Here is a 22,425-nt window from a genome sequence, read left to right as displayed (position 1 = left end):
GAAGCGTTGTATTGCTCTACCATGACCCGATACGTATGGCCTGAGGACGTTTTCGTGCACAATCCCGCATTTCTCATCACGATTGATACAGAGGGCGATAACCTCTGGCAAAAACATGACAGCATCACCACCGAGAATGCGCGTTATCTCCCGCGTTTTCAGCAACTTTGCGAAAAGTATGGCTTTAAACCGGTCTATTTGACCAACTATGAAATGGCCATCGACCCCTTTTATATCGAATTCGCCAGAGACGTGATTGCCCGCGGCACCGCGGAAGTCGGTATGCATTTGCATGCCTGGAACAGCCCGCCGACCGAGCCGCTGACCGCCGACGACTGGCGGCATAAGCCTTATCTCATTGAATACAGCGATGCCATGATGCGTGAAAAGGTCGACTATATGACGCATTTGCTGGAGGACACCTTCCAGACCAAAATGGTTAGCCATCGCGCCGGGCGCTGGGCCTTTGACGAGCGCTACGCGCGTCTGCTGGTGGAGCACGGTTATCAGGTGGATTGCTCGGTGACCCCGCGGGTGAACTGGAAGACCGCCAAGGGGGCGCCGCAGGGCGATGGCGGGACCGATTATCGCCGCTTCCCGCAGCATGCCTATTTCCTCGATGAAAATGACATCAGCCGCGAAGGCCACTCGCCGCTGCTGGAAGTGCCGATGAGCATTCAGTACAAGCACTCCGCGTGGATGAACAGCGTGAAGCAGGGCTACGACCGCCTGCGCGGCAAAGTGCGTTCCCCCTCCGTACACTGGCTGCGACCGATGGGCGGCAATGTGGAGACGATGAAAAAAGTCGTCGAACAAACGTTGACGCAGGGCAATGACTACGTGGAATATATGCTCCACTCTTCAGAGTATATGCCCGGCGGCAGCCCTACGTTCCAGAATGAACGGGATATTGAGCGTTTATACGCTGACCTTGAAGCCTTTTTTAGCTGGCTGGCGCCGCAGGTGAAGGGCATGACGTTGGCAGAATATTACCAGCGGAAAATCACACAGCGCTAACACAGCTCAAGGTACCGTATGCGTATCCTTAAACAACTGACGCGGAAAAAGAACGCTTTTTTCCGCGGCATTAAATTTAATTTAATTAACTATCGATACAGAAATAAGCCGGCGCGCAAACCCTTCGACCCGGCCCCTGTGCGCCGCGTGCTGCTATTGCGCCTGGACGATAAAGTCGGCGATATGGTGGTGACCACCGGCTGCGCCAGAATACTGGCCGAACGGGGATATCAGGTTTCGGTGTTAACCGGACCAATATGCTGCGAAATATTAGCCGGCTCAGAATTCATCGAGCAAGTATATTTATATCGACCACGCATGTCCTTAAATACGTTACGGGCGGCGGGTTTTGATGCGGTTATCGATTTTGATGACGTGACCAGCTATGAACGTTTTAAATTACTCGCCGATTTACGGGCGACCAGCGTGATTGGGTTTAATAAAGAGCCCTATAAACTTTACGATCATTCGATCGCTTTTTTTGACAGCAACAGCCATATTTCCCAGCGCTATAAACAGGTGGTGAAGCTTTTTGGCGTCGTTGACGACCAGCCATACGACTATCATCTCCCTGGCTGTCGCCATGAGCGGGAGAAGGTGGCGCGCTTGCTTTCCCAGGCCGGAGAGGTCGCACTGCGCATCGCCATTAACCCTTTTACCGCCTCCGAAGATAAAGACTTCTGTCGTCATCAGGTGGCGACCCTGGTCGAGCGGCTACATGCTCTGCCTTACCGGGTCTGTATCGTGATGGTGGGGCGCAGTGAGAAGATTCAGCAGCTGGGGCTGGATATGGCGCTGTACATCGCCGACAGCACCATCAACTCCGCCGTGGAGGTGATCCGCAGCTGTGATTTAGTCATTACGCCGGACACCTCGATCGTGCATATCGCCCGCGCCTTCGATAAACCGATGGTGGCGGTCTATAACAAACGTAAACTCAAGGATACCGGGCTGCCCGGCTATCATATTTGGGCGCCGGGCTATGACAAAGCGAGGCAGATCGTCTGTGAAGAAGCGAATGTCGCCGATGTGGCGATTGAGTCGGTGTGGCCGGTGATTAAAGAGCAGGCCGACCGGCTGGTCGCCGCCCGCAGTTAATATAAAAGTGACTATAAAAAAGGGCCGTCAGCGGCCCTTTTTTGTTAACGCTTTTCCGCTAGCCCTTTGCTGAGCGCTATGCCCAGCGGCAGCCAGAACAGCACCCAGGTCTCCCGGGGGTTGCTGATGATAAACATCCCCTGCGAGGCCATAAACACCAGGGCGTAAAACAGGATCGCCAGACTGTAGCGGCTGTCGGAGCGGCGCTTGCGCCACGCCTGCCAGAGTCCGCAGGCAATGACCGCAAGCAGCAGTAGTAAACCTACGATGCCGCCTTTCAGCAGGGCGCCCATATACACGCTGTGGGTGGTGGTGATGTGTTCGCCGCTGTAGTTGATGAAATCCAGTTCATAGCTGAAACCGCGTCCCAGCCAGGGCTGGCTGGCCATCTCCGACAGCGTATGGTGCCAGATACTCAGACGCAGCCCGCTTTGGGTGCCCAGCTCTTCGAAACGGGCGAGCAGCATGTCGCCCACCGGCGTCATGACCAAAAGCAGAGCCACCAGCACGGCCAGCGCCGCGGCGATCAGCAGGTTGCGGCGGGTGAAGACGTGCAGGTGCAGCGTACAGCCGACCGCCAGCACCAGGGCGATGATCGGCCCGCGGCTTTGGGTCAGCAGCATCATCACCAGCATGATGGCCACCGGCAGATAGAGCCAGTGGCTGGCTTTTTCTTTCAGTAGCATGCCGCAGATTAAGATGCCGATGCCGCAGTATCCGGCAAGGTCGATAACGTTTGTTGGCCCGGGGTTCTCGGGGGAGACCGCTCGTTCGGTGAGGACCAGCGTGTGGTCGAACATCAGCGTCCACAGCGAGAGCACGGTGATCCCGCCAACCACCGCCAGCATGGCCAGGCGGCGGGTTCGTTCGTCGCTAAGCAGCATCGCCATCAGCAACAGATAGCCCGTCAGATACACACCGTGGGTGATCGGCGAATCAATATGCTGCGGCGTATGGCCCCACAGGTTACTGAGGGCGTAATAGGTAAAGAAGGCCGCCAGCAGCGTCCAGGTCTGCCACTGCTCGCGTAACACGTCGGCCAGCGCCTGGCGGTTTTCCTGGCGTACCAGCGACAGCAACAGCAGCAGGATCGATAAATGCAGCAGATTATTGGTCCGGGTGGACATACAAAAAATCGCGCTAAAAAATAAAAACAAAGGAAAGACAATCGAGTAACCCTGTCGGGCGAAGTTACTCACTTTTAAAGTACTCATTAAACGCAACCTTTTCGAAAATAGTATCCGGTACAGCGCTTTCTGGGGAAAAATTAATCACCCGGATCTGGCGTTGCTGCAGTACCTGCGCGGCATGCGCAAAGGAGGGCATGACGAGGGTATCCACTTTTGTTGCCAGGTAAGAAGGCAATTTTTCTTGTTGTGTTTCGTAGAATCGCGGCTGGTTAAAATTGGTCATATCCAGGCCGCTCACCAGGATAGTATTGAAGCCCAGCCAGGCGAGAACTTGCAGCGCCCAGTAGACCACCGTACCGGCATCAAAGACGCCCTGGCGAATATCGGTGCTAAAGCAGATATCCGGGCGCTGGGGATGAAAGCACATCGCCGGATTCTGCTGGTAAGTGCGCTTTATCGCTTCGCTGGCGACTTTCGGCTGGTAAATCTTATAGCAACCGTCCTCAATCAACGCCAAACGGCAGCGCAGCGCGTCCGCATAGCGATCGACGATTTTGGCGATCCCATGCATGGTGGTGAACAGCAGAATGTCCGGTTGGCTGACGATAGCGCGGATAATGTCCGGCTTCTTATCGAAAAACTCCATGTCGACGATGGTATAGAGCGAAAAGTGCAGGCGGTCGGCAAGATGCCAGGCGCCATTGACGCCCATCACTGGGATCGTTTTCGACAACAGGGAAAAATCGATATTGCGGGTCGAAGGACCGGTGGCGGTCAGCAGGACTTCACCCTGCATGCTGTTTTTCAGCGCGCTCAGGCTGACCAGCGGCACCGTTTTCCCTCTATAGCGCAACGCGCTGATTTCGCCGCTCGGCGCGCGAGTGATGCGGGTAAAAGGCCACAGATTTTCATTGTGACGATAAGCGCGAGGGCGGGTGTAGCGATAGATCTGCTTAAACAGAGATCCCATCAGAGCAGCCCCTGATTGTGCAGAAGAAGATGAACCCGGCTGGCGGTAATATCGCCGGTGCTGGCGCTGTTTTCCGGCCGCACGATGTGCTGGTTTTTACCGTATCCGCCAATCAGCCCCGGATCGGTCGGGCCGTAAAGCGTGAAGTTCGGTTTATCCAGCGCGGCGGTCAGATGACTGAGGCCGGTATCGACCGAGACGACGGCCCGGGCGCTGGCCAGAACCTGCGCTACCTGCTCAAGGCTCATGCGCGGCAGCACTTCAACATACTCCCGGCCTTCCGCCAGCCGCTTCGCCCGCGCCTCTTCGTGCGGGGCGCCCCACGGCAGCTTAATGCGGACGCCACTGTCGGCCAGCAGATCGAGCAGCTCCTGCCAGCGGTTTTCCGGCCAGTGCTTATCGTCGCGGGTGGTGGCATGCAGGAACACCAGATAGGGGGCGGCAGCGCTAGCCTCGTGCTGCAGGAAATGGCGCGCAATGGCGTAATCCCCCTGGGTTTGGGGTTTCGCGTAGCCGAGACTTTTGGCGAACAGCTCGCGGGTACGCTCCACGGCGTGCTGCTGTTTCGCAATGTGGTGGCGGCGGTTGTAAAACAGGCTGGCCAGCGGCTCGCGGGCCGTTTGCCAGTCCATACCATGCTTGACGCCGTGCGCCAGGCGGGTGACTAGCGCAGCGCTTTTCACTAGCCCCTGGGCGTCGATGATGGCGTCATACTTTACCGCCTGGACGGCCTCGCGAAAGGCTTTACGCTCCGCTTTGATCGGCGCGGAGAACCAGGCTTTACGCCAGCGGCGGATCGCCACCGGGATCACCCGCTCGACGCTTTCATGCCAGGAGGGGATCTGCGCGAAGCCTTCTTCCACTACCCAGTCGAAGCGGATGCCGGGGATAGCCTGCGCGGCGTCGGTCAGCGCGGGCAGCGTGTGCAGCACGTCGCCCATCGATGAGGTTTTTACAATCAATACCCGCATCCGCTACGCTTCCTCGTGCCCGGTTTTATCCGTCAACAATTCATTCAGCTCTTGCAGGACGCGCTCTGGCGTAATGTCGATCAGGCTCTGATGATAGCCTTCGGCGGCATCGCCTTTGCGCACTTTGTGGTAGCCGCTAATCAGGCGGATCACGCGCGCTTTATGCGACAGCGGCGGGGTAAAGTCCGGACTGCTCGGGCCATACAGCGCCACCAGCGGGCGGTCCAGCGCCGCGGCGACGTGCATCAGCCCCGAATCGTTAGTCACCACCGCTTTACAGGCGGCAATCAGGATCACCGCCTGCTCCAGCTGGGTTTCACCCGCCAGATTCCGGCACCAGGCCTGCTGCTCGCTGCTGAGGGCGGCGATGATCTCTTTGCCGGCCTCGTTATCTTTTGCCGAGCCAAATAGCGCAATCTGATAACCATCGTCGATGAGCTTTTTCGCCAGCGCAGCATAGTGATAGTGCGGCCAGCGTTTTGCCGGGCCGAACTCCGCGCCGGGGCAGAAGCCGATGATCGGCCGATCGTTGGACAGGTTAAAGGCGCTGCAGGCCTGCGACTTTTCCCCTTCGTTGACCTGCAGCTGCGGCCACAGCAGCGGCTGCGGCAGATCTTTGGCGCAGCGCATCACGCCGTTGTCGTAGGCCAGCGCCACGTAGCGTTCCACCATCAGCGGCCAGGCGTCTTTGTCCAGCACCCGGGCGTCGTTGAGCAGGCCGTAGCGCATCTCGCCGCGCCAGCCGGTGCGCAGCGGGATGTTGGCAAAGAAGGGGACTAATGCCGATTTAAACGAGTTCGGCAGCACGTAAGCGCGATCGTAGCGACGCTCGCGCAGGCTGTGCCCGAGCTTGCGGCGTTCGCCGATAGCCAGCGCGCCGTGGCCCAGCGGCATCGGGATCGCTTCGTTCACTTCCGGCATGCGCGATAACAACGGACGGCACCAGGCAGGCGCCATCACGTCGATAATCGCCTGGGGATAGCGCGCCCTGAGCGTACGATAAAGACTTTGCGACATCATCATGTCGCCCACCCAAGACGGGCCTACCACCAGAATTTTCATGTTATCTCTTACGCGCCCCGATTCAGCCAGGCCATATACTCCGTTACGCCTTCGGCAACGGTTTTGAACGGTTTGTCATAGCCCGCTTTACGCAGGTTAGTCAGATCCGCCTGGGTGAACGCCTGGTAGCGGCCTTTCAGTTTGTCCGGGAACGGGATGTACTCGATGCTGCCTTTTTTGTGGTACGCCAGGGTCGCATCGGCGACGGCCTGGAAGGATTCCGCGCGGCCGGTGCCGAGGTTGAAGATGCCGGAAACGCCGTTTTCCCAGAACCACAGGTTGACGTCAGCCACGTCGCCGACGTAGACGAAGTCGCGCTTGAAGCCGTCGCTGCCTTCGAACAGTTTCGGACTTTCGCCATTATTCAGCTGGGTGTTGAGGTGGAAAGCGACGCTCGCCATGCTGCCTTTGTGGCCTTCGCGCGGCCCGTAGACGTTGAAGTAGCGGAAGCCGACGATCTGCGAATTGGCTTCAGGCAGGATCTGACGGACGTATTCATCGAACAGGAATTTGGAGTAGCCGTAGACGTTCAGCGGCTGCTCATACTCGCGGGACTCGATGAAATCGCTGGTGCGTCCACCGTAGGTGGCTGCCGAAGAGGCGTACAGGAACGGAATTTCGCGCTCCAGGCAGTAGTGCAGAAGCTCTTTGGAGTACTGATAGTTGTTGTCCATCATGTACTTGCCGTCCCACTCCGTGGTGGAAGAGCACGCGCCTTCGTGGAAGATAGCGTCAATGTCGCCGAACTCTTCGCCTGCCATAATCTGGATCAGAAAGTCTTCTTTATCCATGTAGTCAGCGATGTTCAGGTCAACCAGGTTCACAAACTTGGTGCCGTCTTTCAGATTGTCGACAACCAGAATGTCGGTGATGCCTTTGTCATTCAGCGCTTTAACGATGTTGCTGCCGATAAAGCCTGCGCCGCCGGTTACGATGATCATAACTGTACCTTTGAAGTTGAGAGCCCGGAGACAATCCGGACATGAATGCTCATATCATATCACCACATGAGCAAGCCTACAGCCATTCGCAGAATAAGGTGCTGGGCTGACGTGATTTATGCTGCAAATAATTCATTCAGGCATGCATCATCTCGTATCAGCGTATAGCTTTGGGTAATATGTGCCAAATTTTGCCGAATCTGGAGAGTTGCAATGCGTGGTGATTTCTACAAACAGTTAACTAGCAATCTGGAGACCGCTCGGGCCGAAGGCTTGTTTAAAGAAGAGCGCATCATCACCTCGGCGCAGCAGGCGGACATTACCGTCGGCGACAGCCACGTGATTAACTTCTGCGCCAATAACTATCTGGGTCTGGCCAACCACCCGGCGCTGATCGACGCGGCGAAATCCGGTATGGACAGCCACGGCTTCGGGATGGCCTCGGTACGCTTCATCTGCGGCACCCAGGATACGCACAAGCAGCTGGAGAAGAAGCTGGCGGATTTCCTAGGTATGGAAGACGCGATCCTCTACTCCTCTTGCTTCGACGCCAACGGCGGCCTGTTTGAAACGCTGCTCGGCCCGGAAGACGCCATTATCTCCGACGCCCTGAACCATGCCTCTATCATCGACGGCGTACGCCTGTGTAAAGCGAAACGCTTCCGCTATGCCAACAACGACATGCAGGAGCTGGAAGCGCGCCTGAAAGAAGCCCGCGACGCCGGGGCGCGTCACGTGTTAATCGCCACCGACGGCGTCTTCTCGATGGACGGCGTGATCGCCAACCTGAAAGGCGTATGCGATCTGGCGGATAAATACGATGCGCTGGTGATGGTCGATGACTCCCACGCCGTCGGCTTCGTCGGCGAAAACGGCCGCGGCTCCCACGAATACTGCGACGTGATGGGTCGCGTCGACATTATCACCGGCACGCTGGGTAAAGCGCTGGGCGGCGCCTCCGGCGGCTACACCGCCGCACGCAAAGAGGTGGTCGAGTGGCTGCGCCAGCGTTCCCGTCCGTATCTGTTCTCCAACTCTCTGGCGCCAGCCATCGTGGCCGCCTCCATCAAAGTGCTGGAGATGGTCGAAGAGGGTGCAGACCTGCGCGATCGCCTGTGGGCCAACGCGCGTCTGTTCCGTGAAAAAATGACCGCGGCAGGCTTCACTCTGGCGGGCGCCGACCACGCCATCATTCCGGTGATGCTGGGCGAAGCGGTGGTGGCGCAGAACTTTGCCCGCGAGCTGCAGAAAGAAGGGATCTATGTCACCGGCTTCTTCTATCCGGTGGTACCGAAAGGCCAGGCGCGTATTCGCACCCAGATGTCGGCGGCGCATACCCCTGAACAAATTGAGCGTGCGGTGGAAGCCTTTACCCGCATCGGTAAACAACTGGGCGTCATCGCCTAATAAGGGTGTGAGATGAAAGCGTTATCCAAACTGAAAGCGGAAGAAGGCATCTGGATGACCGACGTACCGGAACCGGAAGTCGGCCATAACGATCTGCTGATTAAAATCCGCAAGACCGCCATTTGCGGGACCGACGTGCACATCTACAACTGGGATGAGTGGTCGCAGAAGACTATTCCGGTACCGATGGTGGTCGGGCACGAATATGTCGGCGAAGTGGTGGGGATTGGCCAGGAAGTGCGCGGCTTTAAGATTGGCGACCGCGTCTCCGGCGAAGGGCATATCACCTGCGGCCACTGCCGTAACTGCCGCGCGGGCCGTACCCACCTGTGCCGCAACACCATCGGCGTGGGCGTCAACCGCCCGGGCTGCTTTGCCGAGTATCTGGTGATCCCGGCCTTTAACGCCTTTAAAATCCCCGACAATATCTCTGATGACCTGGCGTCTATCTTCGACCCGTTCGGCAACGCTGTGCACACTGCGCTCTCCTTCGATCTGGTGGGGGAAGACGTGCTGGTCTCCGGCGCCGGCCCGATCGGCGTGATGGCGGCGGCGGTGGCGAAACACGTCGGCGCGCGTAATGTGGTGATCACTGACGTTAACGAGTACCGTCTTGAGCTGGCGCGCAAAATGGGCGTCACTCGCGCGGTGAACGTGGCGAAAGAGAACCTCAATGACGTGATGGCCGAGCTGGGGATGACCGAAGGTTTCGACGTGGGCCTGGAGATGTCCGGCGCGCCGCCGGCGTTCCGCAGCATGCTGGATACCATGAACCACGGCGGTCGTATCGCGATGCTGGGTATTCCACCGTCAGATATGTCCATCGACTGGACCAAGGTCATCTTTAAGGGGCTGTTTATCAAAGGGATCTACGGCCGCGAGATGTTCGAAACCTGGTATAAGATGGCGGCGCTGATCCAGTCTGGTCTGGATCTTTCACCGATCATCACCCACCGCTTCGGCATTGACGACTTCCAGAAGGGTTTTGACGCCATGCGCTCCGGCCAGTCCGGTAAAGTGGTTCTGAGCTGGGAATAACGCCTCCGGTCTGTTGTAAAAACCAGCAAAAAAGGCGCCTGCGGGCGCCTTAATTTAGATTTGGATAACATTTTTAGCCTGCTTAATATCAAGCGCACAATTTCTACATCGATTTTACGGTTATTCGCTTATACAGTGTGTTTAGTCGCGGTTTAACTTTGTAACTATCATGCTTAAACTCTCCGTATGCTTACTGACCTGTAACTCTGCACGTCTGCTCATGGAGGTGCTGCCCCCGCTGCTGAGGGTGGCCGATGAGTGTATTGTCGTCGACTCCGGTAGCACCGACGAAACGGTCTCTATTTGTCAGCAGTTTGGTCTCACCGTCCATCACCACGCCTATAAAGCCCACGGCGCGCAGATGAACTATGCCATTGGGCTGGCCAGCCATGACTGGGTGCTGTGCATGGACAGCGATGAAATTCTTGATAACGACGTCGTGTCGGCCATTCAGGCGTTAAAAGCGGGGGAGGAGCCTGACCCGGCATGCGCCTGGCGTTTGCCGCGCTACTGGTTTGTCCTCGGCAAGCAGGTGCGGACGATCTACCCCATTTCCTCGCCGGATTACCCGGTGCGCCTCTTTAACCGCCAGCAGGCGCGATTTAACGACCGGCCGGTGGATGACCAGGTGGTTGGACACGCGCGATCCGTCAGGCTGCCGGGCTTTGTACGCCATGACACCTTTTATTCGCTGCATGAAGTGTTTAATAAGCTGAACAGCTATACCACCCGGCTGGTGAAGCACCAGCAGATCAAACCTTCGCTGGCGCGGGGGATCGTCAGCGCGATTGGCGCTTTCTTTAAATGGTATCTGTTCAGCGGGGCGTGGCGCTATGGCAAAGTCGGCGTGGTCACCGGCCTGTACGCCACGTTTTATAGCTTTCTCAAATATTTTAAGGCGTGGTACGCCCACGAAGATAACCAGGCGCCCGTCGCGCAAAAGCGAACGGACCCCTGAGTGGTCTAGTTGCCGGGATTGTCCCAGCCCTGCCATTTGAGGCGATAGTACTGGACCAGCGCGCTCTGGCTGATGCTGTCGCTGAGGATAGTGAAGAAGCGGCTGGCGTTCACGGGCTCCAGCGGGCGCTTCGGCTTGCAATACTTCACGCCGTGGAACGGATTACGCGGCTTCTGCTGCTGCGGCGCCGTTTGTTGCGCGGGCGGCTGAGCGTAGTTTGGCGTCGAATTGTCGACCTGCGGCTCGTTGAGCAGGCTGCTCGGGCGCACCAGCGTGATATCCGGCGGCAGATTATAGACCATCTGCTGCAGCACCCGCACCGTCGTCGGATGCGGATGGCCAATGGCTATCGCCGAACCGTTACGCCGCGCCAGGGCGATGGCGCGGTTGAACTGGGTGCGGATATCGGCTTCATTCTGCGTATCGTCAAGAAACACCTTGCGCTTAATCACCTTCACCCCGGTGCCCTGCGCGGCGCGCATGGCCTGGGTATTGCCGATGGTCACGCTGTCGAGAAAATAGAGATTGTAGCGCTCCAGGGCCTGCATCACCTTCTGCATGCCAAACAGGTTGGAGGTCATCGCGCTGCCCATATGGTTATTCAGCCCGACGGCGTAGGGGACTTTGCCGTAAGCTTCGCGAATGATGCGCTCGATCTCCTCGCTGCTCATTTCGGGACGCAGGGTGTCTTTTTCCAGCGGCTGTTTGCTGAGCGGCGCCATCGGCAGGTGGATGAGCACTTCATGGCCCAGATTATGCGCTTTCGTGGCCATTTCCCGGGCGTGCGGCGCGTTCGGCAGCACGGCGACGGAGATAGTGGAAGGCAGCGCCAGCACCTGATTTTCGGTCTGCGGGCGGTAGCCAAAATCGTCAATAACGATGGAGAGTTTGCCAGCGAACGCTGGCGCCGCCAGAGCCAGCGAACCGGCTACGGCAAGAGCAATTGCGCGAAATTGAAGCAAAACTTATCTTCCCAACCACGGCTGTGGATTGACCGCCTGACCCTGGCGGCGAATTTCGAAATAGAGCGACGGACGGCCCTGACCGCCGCTGCTGCCTACGAGCGCGATAGGCTGACCGGCACGCACCTGCGTACCGACGCTGACCAGCGCGCTTTGGTTATAGCCATACAGGCTCATGTCGCCTTTGCCATGCTCGACCACCACCACCAGACCATAGCCCTGCAGCCAGTCGGCCAGAATGACCCGACCATCGGCAATGGCTCTGACTTCGGTGCCTTCAGACGCGGCGATAACCATCCCTTTCCAACGTAGTTCACCTTGCAGCTGTTCGCCATATCGATGAAGGAGCGGACCGCGAACCGGCCAGAACGCCTGACCGCGCGGCGAGCCCAGCCCGCCGGTGCGTGACATCAGCGAACGCTCGCTTTCCGTTGGTTTATAGGTGGTGCCTTTGCGCGATGCTTCCTGCTGGCGGTCGCGCACCGCCTGCGCATCGCGTGCTTCCCGATCGGCTCGGGCTTTGGCGGCAGCCTCCGCCTGGGCGATACGACCGCGTAGGCGCGATTCGTTAGCCCGCAATTCACTTAACTGTTGCTGACCTTGCTGAATGGAGGATTCCAGTCCGGAAAGGGTCTTTTTCCGTTCGTTACGCGCCTGCTCCAGCTTCGCCTGCTGAGCTTTTTGCTCGTAGACCAGCGTCTGCTGCTGGCTCTGCTTCTCTTCGAGCATCGACTTTTGCACCGCCATCTCTTCGCGCGTTTTCTTCAGTTCCGCGATGGTTTCCTGACGGGCCTGGTTGAAATAGCTGAAGTAGACCTGCATCCGCTGATTGCGCTGGCCCTCTTCACCGCTCAGCACCATCTGGATGCCGGTATGCGGCCCCTGGCGGAACGCGGCGTCAAGCTGCGCGGCGAGGTTACGCTCCTGAGACGCGCGCTGGCGCTCCAGCTTGGCGAGAGAGGCGTTCATTTCGTCAATCTGCTTATTGAGCTGGTTCAGGTTGTCCTGGGTTTCGCGCAGTTTGCGGGCCGCGGCGGCGATCGCTTCTTCCTGCGCTTTGAGCTGGGCGAGCAGGCTTGCGCGCTGCTGCTGCTGTTGCTTAATCGCCCGCTGCCTGGCGGCGATGTCGGCCTGGATGGACTTAAGCTGATCGCGATCGTCGGCGTGCGCAAATGACGCGCACAGTAATACGCCAGCGCTGAGCGCGCTGGCGTAAAGGACGGATCGAACTGCCGTTGCGATCCATGTAGTTGAATACGTCGCCTTTCCCCTCATGGGGAAGGATTATTCCACGATGAACAGCGGCTTGCCAGTCATCTCTTGCGGGATTTCCATTCCCATCAGCGACAGCATGGTTGGGGCGATGTCGGAAAGTTTGCCGCCATTGACCGCTTTAACCGCTTTGTTACCGACGTAGATCAGCGGAACCGGCAGGTTGGTGTGGGCGGTATGCGCCTGACCGGTGGCCGGGTCGCGCATCTGCTCGGCGTTACCGTGGTCGGCGGTGATCAGCAGCTGACCGCCAACGGATTCCACCGCCTGCGCCACCTGATCGATGCAGTGATCCAGCGCTTCAACGGCTTTTACGGCGGCTTCCATCACCCCGGTATGGCCAACCATATCGCCGTTCGGGTAGTTACAGATGATAGTGTCGTACTGGCCGCCTTTGATGGCCGCGACCAGTTTCTCGGTCAGCTCGGCGGAGCTCATTTCCGGCTGCAGATCGTAGGTCGCTACTTTCGGCGAATTAATCAGAATCCGCTCTTCGCCTTTGAACGGCTCTTCTACGCCGCCGTTGAAGAAGAAGGTGACGTGGGCGTATTTTTCAGTTTCGGAGATGCGCAGCTGGGTTTTATCGTGCTTGGCCATCCACTCGCCGAAGGTATTGGCCAGCGAGGCGGGCGGGTAGGCGCAGGCGACTTTGATGTCGGCGGCATATTCGGTGAGCATCACGAAGTCGAGGTTAACCACTTTCTTACGCGCAAAGCCGTCGAAGTCGGCGTTGACGAAGGCGCGGGTGATTTCGCGCGCGCGGTCAGCACGGAAGTTCATGAAGATCAGCGCATCGCCATCTTCCATCGCCGCATCGGCCTGGCCGGCGGCGCGGATCACGGTCGCTTTCACGAACTCGTCGTTTTCGTCACGGGCGTAGGCAGCCTGCAGACCGGCGACGGCGGTATCGGCCTGGAATTCGCCTTTCGCCAGGGTCATCAGGTCATAGGCCTGCTCAACGCGATCCCAGCGGTTGTCGCGGTCCATGGCGTAGTAGCGGCCGATGAGCGACGCGATGCGGCCTTTGCCCAGCGCGGCAAATTTGGCTTCGAATGTCGCCAGCGTTTTTTCCGCGCTGCGCGGCGGCGTATCACGGCCGTCGAGGAAGGCGTGCAGGTAGATCTTTTCAGCGCCGCGCTCTGCCGCCAGCTCCACCATCGCCATGATGTGATCTTCGTGGCTGTGGACGCCGCCTGGCGACATCAGACCCATGATATGTACCGCTTTGCCGGCGGCAACCGCTTTATCGACCGCGGCGGTCAGTACCGGGTTGGCGAAGAAGGTGCGTTCTTTAATTTCCACATCGAGACGGGTCAGGTCCTGATAGACGATACGACCGGCGCCCAGGTTGACGTGACCCACTTCGGAGTTCCCCATCTGACGGTCCGGCAGGCCAACTTCCAGGCCGGATGCATCGATCAGGGTATGCGGACGTTTGGCCCACAGGGCGTCCATTACCGGCGTTTTAGCGCTGTAAATGGCGTTATCCTGTTGGTCTTCGCGATAGCCGTAGCCATCCAGAATCACCAGTACCATAGGTTTTTTAGTAACCGACATTGCGACAACCTCATGCTCAAAGACAGAAATTTTGCGTAATTTTACTACAGCTGAATCGTTTAAATCCCCGTGAAAGATCAAAGAAAGGGAGCGGCCAGTCCGCGGCGCGTCAGCGAGAACGGCTTTTTTTCGCCGCCGCCCGCAGAAAATACATTACATCGCGCTCACTGGCTGTAATTGCCGCAAGGCACAGGTATACTCCTTTCCTGGTTTTTTTCTCACTTAGTCGGGAGTTGTAACCCCCCATGCAAGAAATTATGCAATTCATCGGCCGTCACCCTGTTCTGAGCATCGCGTGGATCGCGCTGCTGGGGGCGGTGCTGTTCACCACCTTCAAGGGCCTGATGTCGAAAGTTAAAGTCATCACCCGTGGTGAAGCGACGCGTCTTATCAATAAAGAAGACGCGGTAGTGGTCGACCTGCGTCAGCGTGACGATTTCCGTAAAGGCCATATTGCCGGCGCCATCAACCTGCTGCCCAGCGATATCAAAGCGAATAACGTCGGCGAGTTGGAAAAACACAAATCGCAACCCATTATTGTGGTAGACGGTTCCGGCATGCAGGCGCAAGAGCCAGCCAACGCGCTGAACAAAGCCGGGTTTGAAAAAGTCTTTGTACTGAAAGAGGGCATTGCTGGCTGGAGCGGCGAAAACCTCCCTCTGGTACGCGGCAAATAACTTACCCCGCGTGGTGATGCCGCCGCGTTTTCCCCGTCGCGCCTGACGTGAGGGGAACACAGGCTGCGGCGTAAAACCCTCAGGGTAATAACAGGAGTGAAGTCATGGCCAATATTGAGATCTACACCAAAGCGACCTGCCCGTTCTGCATCCGCGCGAAAGCGCTGCTGAACAGCAAAGGCGTAACGTTCCATGAGTTGCCGATCGATGGCGATGCCGCGAAGCGTGAGGAGATGATCCAGCGCAGCGGACGGACGACGGTTCCGCAGATTTTTATTGATGCGCAGCACATTGGCGGCTGTGACGACTTGTATGCGCTTGATTCACGTGGTGGACTTGATCCCCTCTTGCGCTAATTTTTGCGCGCTTTCCCTGCCGGAAGCGCGTATTTAAGGACAACACGAAAGGGTTTTACTATGTCAGAACAAAACAGCACCGAAATGACCTTCCAGATCCAGCGTATCTATACCAAAGATATCTCTTTTGAAGCGCCGAACGCGCCGCAAGTTTTCCAGAAAGACTGGCAGCCGGAAGTTAAACTTGATCTGGATACCGCCTCCACCCAGCTGGCTGAAGGCGTTTATGAAGTGGTGCTGCGTGTAACCGTGACCGCCGCTCTGGGCGAAGAGACCGCGTTCCTCTGCGAAGTACAGCAGGGCGGTATTTTCTCCATCGACGGCATCGAAGGCACCCAGATGGCGCACTGCCTTGGCGCATACTGCCCGAACATTCTGTTCCCGTACGCGCGCGAGTGCATCACCAGCCTGGTTTCCCGCGGTACCTTCCCGCAACTTAACCTTGCGCCAGTGAACTTCGACGCGCTGTTTATGAACTATCTGCAGCAGCAGGCTGGCGAAGGTGCTGAACAACATCAGGATGCCTGATGAACGCACTTAATGCTGCAATGACTGTGATCGGTGCCGGCTCTTACGGCACCGCTCTTGCCATCACCCTGGCAAGAAATGGCCACCACGTTGTGCTCTGGGGCCATGACCCGAAACATATCGCGACGCTGCAACACGATCGCTGCAACGCCGCGTTCCTTCCCGATGTGCCTTTCCCGGATACGCTGCATCTTGAAAGCGACCTGGCCACCGCGCTGGCCGCCAGCCGCGATATTCTGGTGGTGGTGCCAAGCCATGTGTTTGGTCAGGTGTTACGCCAGATTAAACCGCTGATGCGTCCTGACGCGCGTCTGGTGTGGGCGACCAAAGGCCTTGAGGCCGAAACCGGTCGTCTGCTGCAGGACGTGGCGCGTGAAGCGCTGGGCGATGATATCCCGCTGGCGGTGATCTCCGGGCCAACCTTCGCCAAAGAGCTGGCCGCCGGCCTGCCGACGGCGATTTCGCTGGCGGCGACGGATCCGCAGTTTGCCGAGGATCTGCAGCACCTGCTGCACTGCGGCAAGAGCTTCCGCGTCTACATCAACCCGGACTTTATCGGCGTACAACTCGGCGGCGCGGTGAAAAACGTCATCGCCATCGGGGCGGGGATGTCGGACGGCATCGGCTTCGGCGCCAATGCGCGGACGGCGCTGATTACCCGTGGCCTGGTGGAAATGTCTCGCCTTGGCGCGGCGCTGGGTGCCGACCCGGAAACCTTTATGGGGATGGCCGGCCTTGGTGACCTGGTGCTCACCTGCACCGACAACCAGTCCCGTAACCGTCGCTTCGGCATGATGCTCGGCCAGGGGATGGACGTGCAAAGCGCCCAGGAAAAGATTGGCCAGGTGGTTGAAGGCTACCGCAATACCAAGGAAGTTCGCGTTCTGGCACAGCGTTTAGGTGTCGAAATGCCAATAACCGAGGAAATTTATCAGGTATTGTATTGCGGAAAAATTGCGCGCGAGGCAGCATTGACCTTATTGGGTCGCGCCCGCAAGGACGAGCGCAGCAGCAATTAGCTTTCCTTTGTCACCTGAATGACCCTGCCAGCGCAGAACTGGCAGGTCATTACCATATCGCCTGGAGTATGCAATGCCGTGTGAAGAACTGGATATCGTCTGGAATAATATTAAAGCCGAAGCCCGGGCTCTGGCTGACTGTGAGCCAATGCTCGCCAGTTTTTACCACGCAACGTTACTCAAGCATGAAAATCTGGGCAGCGCACTGAGCTATATGTTGGCCAACAAGCTGGCTTCCCCGATTATGCCGGCGATCGCCATTCGCGAAGTGGTGGAAGAAGCCTACGCCGCCGACCCGGAAATGATCGCCTCCGCCGCCTGCGATATTCAAGCGGTGCGCACGCGTGACCCGGCGGTGGATAAATACTCCACGCCGCTGCTCTATCTGAAGGGTTTCCATGCTCTGCAGGCCTATCGTATCGGCCACTGGCTGTGGACGCAGGGCCGGCGCGCGCTGGCGATTTTCCTGCAAAACCAGGTCTCCGTCTCTTTCCAGGTGGATATCCACCCGGCGGCGAAAATCGGCCGCGGGATCATGCTCGACCACGCCACCGGCATTGTGGTTGGTGAAACGGCGGTGATTGAGGATGACGTCTCTATTCTGCAGTCGGTCACCCTCGGCGGTACCGGTAAAACCAGCGGCGACCGTCACCCGAAAATTCGCGAAGGCGTGATGATTGGCGCCGGAGCGAAGATCCTCGGCAATATCGAAGTCGGGCGTGGGGCAAAAATCGGCGCAGGCTCAGTGGTGCTGCAGCCGGTGCCGCCGCATACCACCGCCGCAGGTGTTCCTGCGCGCATCGTCGGCAAGCCGGAGAGCGATAAGCCGGCGATGGATATGGATCAGCATTTCAACGGTATTCACCACACTTTCGAGTACGGCGACGGGATTTAACGTCTTGCCCGGTGGCGCTGCGCTTACCGGGCCTACGATCTCATCCCGCCAGCCTGTCGCCCGGATAAGGCTCCTTGCGCTGCAATCCGGGAATCGCTCAGGCTAGCTGCGCAGCACCGCGCCGGGATACCCCAGCTGCCGCCAGGCCTCATACACCACCACCGACACCGCATTCGACAGGTTCATGCTGCGGCTGTCCGGCATCATCGGAATCCGAATTTTCTGCTCCGGCGGCAGGGCATCCAGAATGCTCGCCGGCAGACCGCGGGTTTCCGGACCAAACATCAAGAAATCGCCATCCTGATAGCTGACCGCGCTGTGCGCCGGGGTTCCTTTGGTGGTCAGGGCGAACAGGCGCTGCGGCTGCGCGCTGGCGAGAAATGCCGTGTAATCGGCGTGGCGCTGCACGGCGGTGAACTCGTGATAGTCCAGTCCGGCGCGTCTCAGGCGCTTATCGTCCCAGGTGAAGCCCATGGGCTCAATGATATGCAGACTGAAGCCCGTGTTGGCGCACAGGCGGATAATATTCCCGGTGTTCGGCGGGATCTCTGGTTCGAATAACACGATGTTCAGCATACTGCCCCCTTAATTGCGGGGGGCAGAATAGCAGATATTTGGTCAACCCTCACCCCGGCCCTCTCCCTGAGGGAGAGGGTGAGGAGAGAGAGCACAACGGCGCAGCTTATGCCGCGTTATGCTGCTTCAGCGCATCGAAGGTCTGCAGCGCCTCCGCGTTCTGCACCAGCGAATCACGGCTAATGTCCTCGATGGTTTTCGCGCCGGTCAGGGTCATCGCCACCTTCATCTCTTTCTCGATTAGATTCAGCAGATTCGCCACCCCCTGCTTGCCATGGGTCGCCAGGGCGTACAGGTAAGCGCGGCCCAGCAGTACGCTGTCGGCGCCCAGGGCGATCATCCGCACAACGTCGAGACCGTTGCGGATGCCGCTGTCGGCGAGAATGGTAATATCGCCTTTCACGGCGTCGGCAATTGCCGGCAGGGCGCGAGCGGAGGAGAGCACGCCGTCAAGCTGGCGGCCGCCGTGGTTGGAGACCACAATGCCGTCGGCGCCAAAGCGCACCGCGTCGCGGGCGTCCTCCGGGTCGAGGATCCCTTTGATCACCATCGGACCGTCCCAGAAATCACGGATCCACTCGAGGTCTTTCCATGAAATCGATGGATCGAAGTTATTCGCCAGCCAGCCGATGTAATCCTCCAGGCCGGTCGGCTGGCCGAGATAGGCGGAGATATTCCCCAGATCGTGCGGACGGCCGTTGAGGCCAACGTCCCATGCCCACTGCGGATGGGTGACCGCCTGCCAGTAGCGGCGCAGGGCGGCGTTCGGGCCGCTCATGCCGGAATGGGCGTCGCGGTAGCGGGCGCCGGGGGTCGGCATATCGACGGTAAAGACCAGCGTTGAACAACCCGCCGCCTTAGCGCGCTCCAGCGCATTGCGCATAAAGCCGCGGTCGCGCAGAACGTACAGCTGGAACCACATCGGCCGCTTGATGGTCGGGGCGACCTCTTCAATTGGGCAGACGGAAACGGTGGAGAGGGTAAACGGAATACCTTTGTCATCCGCTGCGCCGGCGGCCTGCACTTCGCCGCGGCGGGCGTACATCCCACACAGCCCCACCGGCGCCAGCGCCGTCGGCATCGCCAGCTTCTCGTTGAAGAGGGTGGTCTCGAGGCTCAGGTCCGACATATTGCGCAGAATACGCTGGCGTAACGCCACGTCGGAGAGATCTTCCACGTTGCGGCGCAGGGTATGTTCGGCGTAAGCCCCGCCGTCGATATAGTGGAACAGGAAAGGCGGCAGGATATGCTGGGCGGCGGCGCGATAGTCGCTGGCGGCGGAAATAATCATCACGAATTCTCCCTGGAATTATCAATAGCATCGCCGGGCAGGCGGGTAATTCGCGCCTGGCGGGCCTGGTCTTCATCAAAACGTTTAATGGTGGCGTGGACAAAGCCTAAGTGGGCCATCATCGCCTGGCGCGCCGCCTCGGCGTCGCCGGCGACAATCGCCTCCATGACGGCCTGGTGCTGTTCGGTCAGGCGGGCAAATACCGGCGGCACCAGATACATACGCTGACGGCTCTGCTTGACGGAGGAGTGCAGCAGGTCGAAAAAGCCGCGCATGGTTTGCAGGAGCACCACGTTATGCGAGGCTTCGGCGATGGCCAGATGGAAGCGGACGTCCGCCTGCGAGGCGATATCCGGGTCTTCGCTCTGGGTCGCTTCAAAGCACAGGCGAATTTTTTCTTTATCAGCGTCGGTGGCCCGCATCGCCGCGTGCCACGCGGTGCTGGCTTCGATGGCGTGGCGGGCCTCGAGGATGTCGAAGCTGTAGTCAGGGTCATCGGCTAGTAGCGTCTTCAGCGGCTGGACGATGTTTTGCTCCGACCACGGTTCATGCTGAAAGCGGACGAAAGTGCCGCCGCCTCGACGGCTCAGCAGTACCCCTTCATTGACCAGCATCGCCAGCGCTTCGCGCAGGGAATTGCGCGAGACGCCGAGCTGAGCGGCGAGCTGACGCTCGGCGGGCAGTCGCATGCCCGCCTCCAGCTGTTGTTCTTCAATCAGCGCCCGGACGCGACGGGCTACATCGTCGGCCAGGCGTTTAGGCATCACTATCACGGGATCATCCAGGTTAAAACGTAGGCCTGCAGCGTGGTGATCAGGCCCACCATACAGGTGAAGATCAGGCTGTGTTTGACGGTAAAGCGGAACAGATCCGACTCTTTACCCACCAGGCCAACCGCGGCGCAGGCGATGGCGATCGACTGTGGGGAAATCATCTTGCCGGTGACGCCGCCGGTGGTATTGGCCGCGACCAGCAGGATATCGGAGACGCCAATCTGCTGCGCCGCCGTTGCCTGCAGCGCGGCGAACAGGGCGTTAGACGAGGTGTCCGAACCGGTCAGGAATACCCCCAGCCAGCCCAGGAACGGCGAGAAGAAGGTAAACGCGTGGCCGGTATGGGCCAGCGCCAGGGCCAGGGTTGACGACAGCCCGGAGTAGTTGGAGATAAAGGCGAACGCCAGCACCATGCCGATAGAGTAGATCGGCAGCGCCAGGTCCTTCAGCGTCCCGGCGAAGGTGGTCAGCGCGTCTTTCGGCTTCATACGCAGCCAGACGATGGACAGCAGGGCGGCGAACAGAATGGCGGTGCCGGTTGCCGACAGCCAGTCAAACTTATAGATGGCGGCGTAAGGCGTCGCGGCGCTGACCACCGGCGGCATGCGGGCGACCATTTTGTCGAGGAACGGCACCGAAAAATTGATGACGAAGTCATACATCGCGCCGCCCGGCGCGAACAGCGCTTTGAACGGCGGCACGCTCCACAGGGTTACGGTGGCGGTCAGGAACAGGAACGGCGACCAGGCGCGGATCACTTGTCCTGCGGTGTAGCGCGTGCGGGCCAGCGTCATATCCACCTGCGAGGCGCCGATGTCGCCAAAGCGGAAGATGCGCACCGGTTGCCAGCGTTTGAGGAACAGGGTCAGGCAGACCAGGGAGACCAGCGATGAGATGATGTCCGGCAGCTCCGGGCCAAGGAAGTTAGAGCTGAGGTACTGGGCGATAGCGAACGAGCCGCCTGCGACCATCACCGCCGGCCAGGTCTCTTTGATGCCCCGCCAGCCATCCATGATGGCCATGATCCAGAACAGCACGATAATGGTCAGGAACGGCAGCTGACGGCCCACCATCTGTCCGATGGCGAAGCTGTCGATACCGGTTACCTGGCCGGCCACCAGGATTGGGATGCCCATCGCGCCGAAGGCCACCGGCGCGGTGTTGACGATCAGGCACAGACCAGCCGCATACAGCGGGTTAAACCCGAGTCCGACCAGCAGCGCCGCGGTAATCGCCACCGGCGCGCCAAACCCCGCTGCCCCTTCGAGAAAGGCGCCGAACGAGAATCCGACGATCAGCATCTGCAGGCGTTGGTCAGGCGTAATCGACAGGATCGACGAGCGGATAATGTCGAACTGTCCGGTCTTCACCGAGATTTTATAGACAAAGACCGCGGCGATAATAATCCACGCGATGGGCCACAGTCCGTAGAAGAAGCCATACACTACCGAGGCCAGGGCACGGTCCACCGGCATTTTATAGAACAGCAATGCGACGGCCAGGGCGATCGTAACGGTCCAGGTAGCGGCGAGATAGCCTTTCAGTTTGAGCTTAATCAGCGCAAAAAAGAAAAACAGAATCGGTAGCGATGCGATAAGACTGGATAACCAGATATTACCGGCGGGATCGTAGTTTTGTTGCCAGAGATTCATGCAGGGTCTCCATCGGGCCGCCAGGACGAGTGGGCTGAGTCTGCGCTCATTGCCGAATCCGTCTTAGGTAAAATTGGCCCGGCCAATTAGGGATAGCAGGGTTGATGACAACGAATGGTTAACCAGATGTTACTCTCAGGCAACGGGTTTGTGATGCATTTTGATGGATTTGTGAACTGCTGGGGGGTAGATGAATTTATTGGTTGGACCAATCTGCCAGCAGGGGACGAAAAAGGGTGGCGGTAGGACAGAATAACCCTCTCCGGACGGAGAGG

General features: G+C 58.7%; 22 protein-coding genes. 10 read left to right on the top strand and 12 right to left on the bottom strand.

The window, feature by feature from the left end; all coding sequences use genetic code 11:
- Window positions 1–54: 54 nt before the first annotated feature.
- Window positions 55–1,017: a polysaccharide deacetylase family protein gene (locus ACQUTI_RS20220; protein ID WP_012540311.1), complete on the top strand. Its 963-nt coding sequence runs from the start codon at window positions 55–57 to the stop codon at window positions 1,015–1,017.
- A gap of 18 nt (window positions 1,018–1,035) precedes the next feature.
- A complete protein-coding gene (locus ACQUTI_RS20215; RefSeq protein ID WP_049092429.1) occupies window positions 1,036–2,115 on the top strand; it encodes a glycosyltransferase family 9 protein in 1,080 nt (359 codons plus the stop codon).
- A gap of 44 nt (window positions 2,116–2,159) precedes the next feature.
- On the opposite strand, the gene ACQUTI_RS20210 is transcribed toward ACQUTI_RS20215, so the two are convergent.
- From ACQUTI_RS20210 to rfaD, 5 genes are read right to left on the bottom strand one after another with little or no spacing between them, the layout of a single operon-like run.
- Window positions 2,160–3,329: an O-antigen ligase family protein gene (locus ACQUTI_RS20210; RefSeq protein WP_017900046.1), complete on the bottom strand. Its 1,170-nt coding sequence runs from the start codon at window positions 3,327–3,329 to the stop codon at window positions 2,160–2,162.
- Window positions 3,307–4,215, bottom strand: a complete 909-nt coding sequence (locus ACQUTI_RS20205) for a sugar glycosyltransferase (protein ID WP_049003215.1) — start codon at window positions 4,213–4,215, stop codon at window positions 3,307–3,309. Before ACQUTI_RS20205 ends, ACQUTI_RS20210 begins: the two co-directional genes overlap by 23 nt.
- A complete protein-coding gene (rfaC, locus tag ACQUTI_RS20200) occupies window positions 4,215–5,186 on the bottom strand; it encodes a lipopolysaccharide heptosyltransferase RfaC (protein ID WP_004205056.1) in 972 nt (323 codons plus the stop codon). Before rfaC ends, ACQUTI_RS20205 begins: the two co-directional genes overlap by 1 nt.
- 3 nt (window positions 5,187–5,189) lie before the next feature.
- Window positions 5,190–6,248 (bottom strand): ADP-heptose--LPS heptosyltransferase RfaF, encoded by a 1,059-nt coding sequence (gene rfaF / locus ACQUTI_RS20195; protein ID WP_004205055.1) that lies wholly within the window; start codon window positions 6,246–6,248, stop codon window positions 5,190–5,192.
- Between the two features lie 8 nt (window positions 6,249–6,256).
- On the bottom strand, window positions 6,257–7,189 hold the full coding sequence (rfaD, locus tag ACQUTI_RS20190) for an ADP-glyceromanno-heptose 6-epimerase (protein WP_004205054.1): 933 nt from the start codon (window positions 7,187–7,189) through the stop codon (window positions 6,257–6,259).
- A gap of 213 nt (window positions 7,190–7,402) precedes the next feature.
- Here rfaD and kbl point away from each other — a divergent pair, with 213 nt between their 5' ends.
- The 3 genes from kbl (at window position 7,403) to ACQUTI_RS20175 (ending at window position 10,592) form a co-directional block, all read left to right on the top strand.
- Complete coding sequence (kbl, locus tag ACQUTI_RS20185) at window positions 7,403–8,596, top strand: glycine C-acetyltransferase (RefSeq protein ID WP_017900044.1); 1,194 nt, start codon at window positions 7,403–7,405, stop codon at window positions 8,594–8,596.
- A gap of 12 nt (window positions 8,597–8,608) precedes the next feature.
- On the top strand, window positions 8,609–9,634 hold the full coding sequence (gene tdh / locus ACQUTI_RS20180) for an L-threonine 3-dehydrogenase (protein ID WP_004205051.1): 1,026 nt from the start codon (window positions 8,609–8,611) through the stop codon (window positions 9,632–9,634).
- Between the two features lie 169 nt (window positions 9,635–9,803).
- Complete coding sequence (locus ACQUTI_RS20175) at window positions 9,804–10,592, top strand: glycosyltransferase family 2 protein (RefSeq protein ID WP_017900043.1); 789 nt, start codon at window positions 9,804–9,806, stop codon at window positions 10,590–10,592.
- A 5-nt stretch (window positions 10,593–10,597) separates the two neighbouring features.
- On the opposite strand, the gene ACQUTI_RS20170 is transcribed toward ACQUTI_RS20175, so the two are convergent.
- Genes ACQUTI_RS20170 through gpmM form a run of 3 tightly spaced genes read right to left on the bottom strand, consistent with a single transcriptional unit; the run spans window position 10,598 to window position 14,383 of the window.
- On the bottom strand, window positions 10,598–11,554 hold the full coding sequence (locus ACQUTI_RS20170; protein ID WP_004205049.1) for a divergent polysaccharide deacetylase family protein: 957 nt from the start codon (window positions 11,552–11,554) through the stop codon (window positions 10,598–10,600).
- A 3-nt stretch (window positions 11,555–11,557) separates the two neighbouring features.
- Window positions 11,558–12,829: a murein hydrolase activator EnvC gene (envC, locus tag ACQUTI_RS20165; RefSeq protein WP_049115167.1), complete on the bottom strand. Its 1,272-nt coding sequence runs from the start codon at window positions 12,827–12,829 to the stop codon at window positions 11,558–11,560.
- Window positions 12,830–12,838: 9 nt separating this feature from the next.
- Window positions 12,839–14,383, bottom strand: a complete 1,545-nt coding sequence (gpmM, locus tag ACQUTI_RS20160; protein WP_023319322.1) for a 2,3-bisphosphoglycerate-independent phosphoglycerate mutase — start codon at window positions 14,381–14,383, stop codon at window positions 12,839–12,841.
- 245 nt (window positions 14,384–14,628) lie between these two features.
- Here gpmM and ACQUTI_RS20155 point away from each other — a divergent pair, with 245 nt between their 5' ends.
- The 5 genes from ACQUTI_RS20155 (at window position 14,629) to cysE (ending at window position 17,858) form a co-directional block, all read left to right on the top strand.
- Entirely contained in the window at window positions 14,629–15,060 is a 432-nt protein-coding gene (locus ACQUTI_RS20155; RefSeq protein ID WP_004205046.1) for a rhodanese-like domain-containing protein, read from the top strand.
- A gap of 104 nt (window positions 15,061–15,164) precedes the next feature.
- Window positions 15,165–15,416, top strand: coding sequence for a glutaredoxin 3 (grxC, locus tag ACQUTI_RS20150; protein ID WP_002922429.1), 252 nt, complete (start codon window positions 15,165–15,167; stop codon window positions 15,414–15,416).
- A gap of 60 nt (window positions 15,417–15,476) precedes the next feature.
- The gene (gene secB / locus ACQUTI_RS20145; RefSeq protein ID WP_002922428.1) at window positions 15,477–15,944 is read left to right on the top strand and encodes a protein-export chaperone SecB; all 468 of its coding nucleotides are present in this window, start codon (window positions 15,477–15,479) and stop codon (window positions 15,942–15,944) included.
- Window positions 15,944–16,963 carry an NAD(P)H-dependent glycerol-3-phosphate dehydrogenase gene (gene gpsA, locus ACQUTI_RS20140; protein WP_004205045.1) on the top strand — a complete coding sequence of 340 codons (1,020 nt, stop codon included), beginning with the start codon at window positions 15,944–15,946 and terminating at the stop codon, window positions 16,961–16,963. Before secB ends, gpsA begins: the two co-directional genes overlap by 1 nt.
- Window positions 16,964–17,036: 73 nt before the next feature.
- A complete protein-coding gene (gene cysE / locus ACQUTI_RS20135) occupies window positions 17,037–17,858 on the top strand; it encodes a serine O-acetyltransferase (RefSeq protein WP_002922426.1) in 822 nt (273 codons plus the stop codon).
- 102 nt (window positions 17,859–17,960) lie between these two features.
- On the opposite strand, the gene trmL is transcribed toward cysE, so the two are convergent.
- From trmL to lldP, 4 genes are all read right to left on the bottom strand, one after another.
- Complete coding sequence (trmL, locus tag ACQUTI_RS20130) at window positions 17,961–18,434, bottom strand: tRNA (uridine(34)/cytosine(34)/5-carboxymethylaminomethyluridine(34)-2'-O)-methyltransferase TrmL (protein ID WP_032456727.1); 474 nt, start codon at window positions 18,432–18,434, stop codon at window positions 17,961–17,963.
- 106 nt (window positions 18,435–18,540) lie between these two features.
- Complete coding sequence (lldD, locus tag ACQUTI_RS20125) at window positions 18,541–19,725, bottom strand: FMN-dependent L-lactate dehydrogenase LldD (protein WP_122542186.1); 1,185 nt, start codon at window positions 19,723–19,725, stop codon at window positions 18,541–18,543.
- On the bottom strand, window positions 19,725–20,498 hold the full coding sequence (lldR, locus tag ACQUTI_RS20120) for a transcriptional regulator LldR (protein WP_004205041.1): 774 nt from the start codon (window positions 20,496–20,498) through the stop codon (window positions 19,725–19,727). The genes lldD and lldR overlap by 1 nt, the downstream gene beginning before the upstream one ends.
- Window positions 20,495–22,150: an L-lactate permease gene (gene lldP / locus ACQUTI_RS20115; protein ID WP_094334449.1), complete on the bottom strand. Its 1,656-nt coding sequence runs from the start codon at window positions 22,148–22,150 to the stop codon at window positions 20,495–20,497. Before lldP ends, lldR begins: the two co-directional genes overlap by 4 nt.
- Window positions 22,151–22,425 lie beyond the last annotated feature (275 nt).

It is taken from the genome of Klebsiella sp. 7-CIP_Kleb. (assembly GCF_050378655.1).
Classification (GTDB): domain Bacteria; phylum Pseudomonadota; class Gammaproteobacteria; order Enterobacterales; family Enterobacteriaceae; genus Klebsiella; species Klebsiella quasipneumoniae.
The sequence above is the reverse complement of the archived record's forward strand: the minus strand, read 5'-3'. Positions and strand labels throughout refer to the sequence as shown.

Coding starts and splice junctions, on each gene's coding strand:
- ACQUTI_RS20215 (WP_049092429.1), top strand. CDS start 1,036: ATGCGTATCCTTAAACAACTGACGCGGAAAAAGAACGCTTTTTTCCGC.
- ACQUTI_RS20210 (WP_017900046.1), bottom strand. CDS start 3,329: ATGAGTACTTTAAAAGTGAGTAACTTCGCCCGACAGGGTTACTCGATT.
- ACQUTI_RS20205 (WP_049003215.1), bottom strand. CDS start 4,215: ATGGGATCTCTGTTTAAGCAGATCTATCGCTACACCCGCCCTCGCGCT.
- rfaC (WP_004205056.1), bottom strand. CDS start 5,186: ATGCGGGTATTGATTGTAAAAACCTCATCGATGGGCGACGTGCTGCAC.
- rfaF (WP_004205055.1), bottom strand. CDS start 6,248: ATGAAAATTCTGGTGGTAGGCCCGTCTTGGGTGGGCGACATGATGATG.
- rfaD (WP_004205054.1), bottom strand. CDS start 7,189: ATGATCATCGTAACCGGCGGCGCAGGCTTTATCGGCAGCAACATCGTT.
- kbl (WP_017900044.1), top strand. CDS start 7,403: ATGCGTGGTGATTTCTACAAACAGTTAACTAGCAATCTGGAGACCGCT.
- tdh (WP_004205051.1), top strand. CDS start 8,609: ATGAAAGCGTTATCCAAACTGAAAGCGGAAGAAGGCATCTGGATGACC.
- ACQUTI_RS20175 (WP_017900043.1), top strand. CDS start 9,804: ATGCTTAAACTCTCCGTATGCTTACTGACCTGTAACTCTGCACGTCTG.
- envC (WP_049115167.1), bottom strand. CDS start 12,829: ATGAGGGGAAAGGCGACGTATTCAACTACATGGATCGCAACGGCAGTT.
- gpmM (WP_023319322.1), bottom strand. CDS start 14,383: ATGTCGGTTACTAAAAAACCTATGGTACTGGTGATTCTGGATGGCTAC.
- ACQUTI_RS20155 (WP_004205046.1), top strand. CDS start 14,629: ATGCAAGAAATTATGCAATTCATCGGCCGTCACCCTGTTCTGAGCATC.
- grxC (WP_002922429.1), top strand. CDS start 15,165: ATGGCCAATATTGAGATCTACACCAAAGCGACCTGCCCGTTCTGCATC.
- secB (WP_002922428.1), top strand. CDS start 15,477: ATGTCAGAACAAAACAGCACCGAAATGACCTTCCAGATCCAGCGTATC.
- gpsA (WP_004205045.1), top strand. CDS start 15,944: ATGAACGCACTTAATGCTGCAATGACTGTGATCGGTGCCGGCTCTTAC.
- cysE (WP_002922426.1), top strand. CDS start 17,037: ATGCCGTGTGAAGAACTGGATATCGTCTGGAATAATATTAAAGCCGAA.
- trmL (WP_032456727.1), bottom strand. CDS start 18,434: ATGCTGAACATCGTGTTATTCGAACCAGAGATCCCGCCGAACACCGGG.
- lldD (WP_122542186.1), bottom strand. CDS start 19,725: ATGATTATTTCCGCCGCCAGCGACTATCGCGCCGCCGCCCAGCATATC.
- lldP (WP_094334449.1), bottom strand. CDS start 22,150: ATGAATCTCTGGCAACAAAACTACGATCCCGCCGGTAATATCTGGTTA.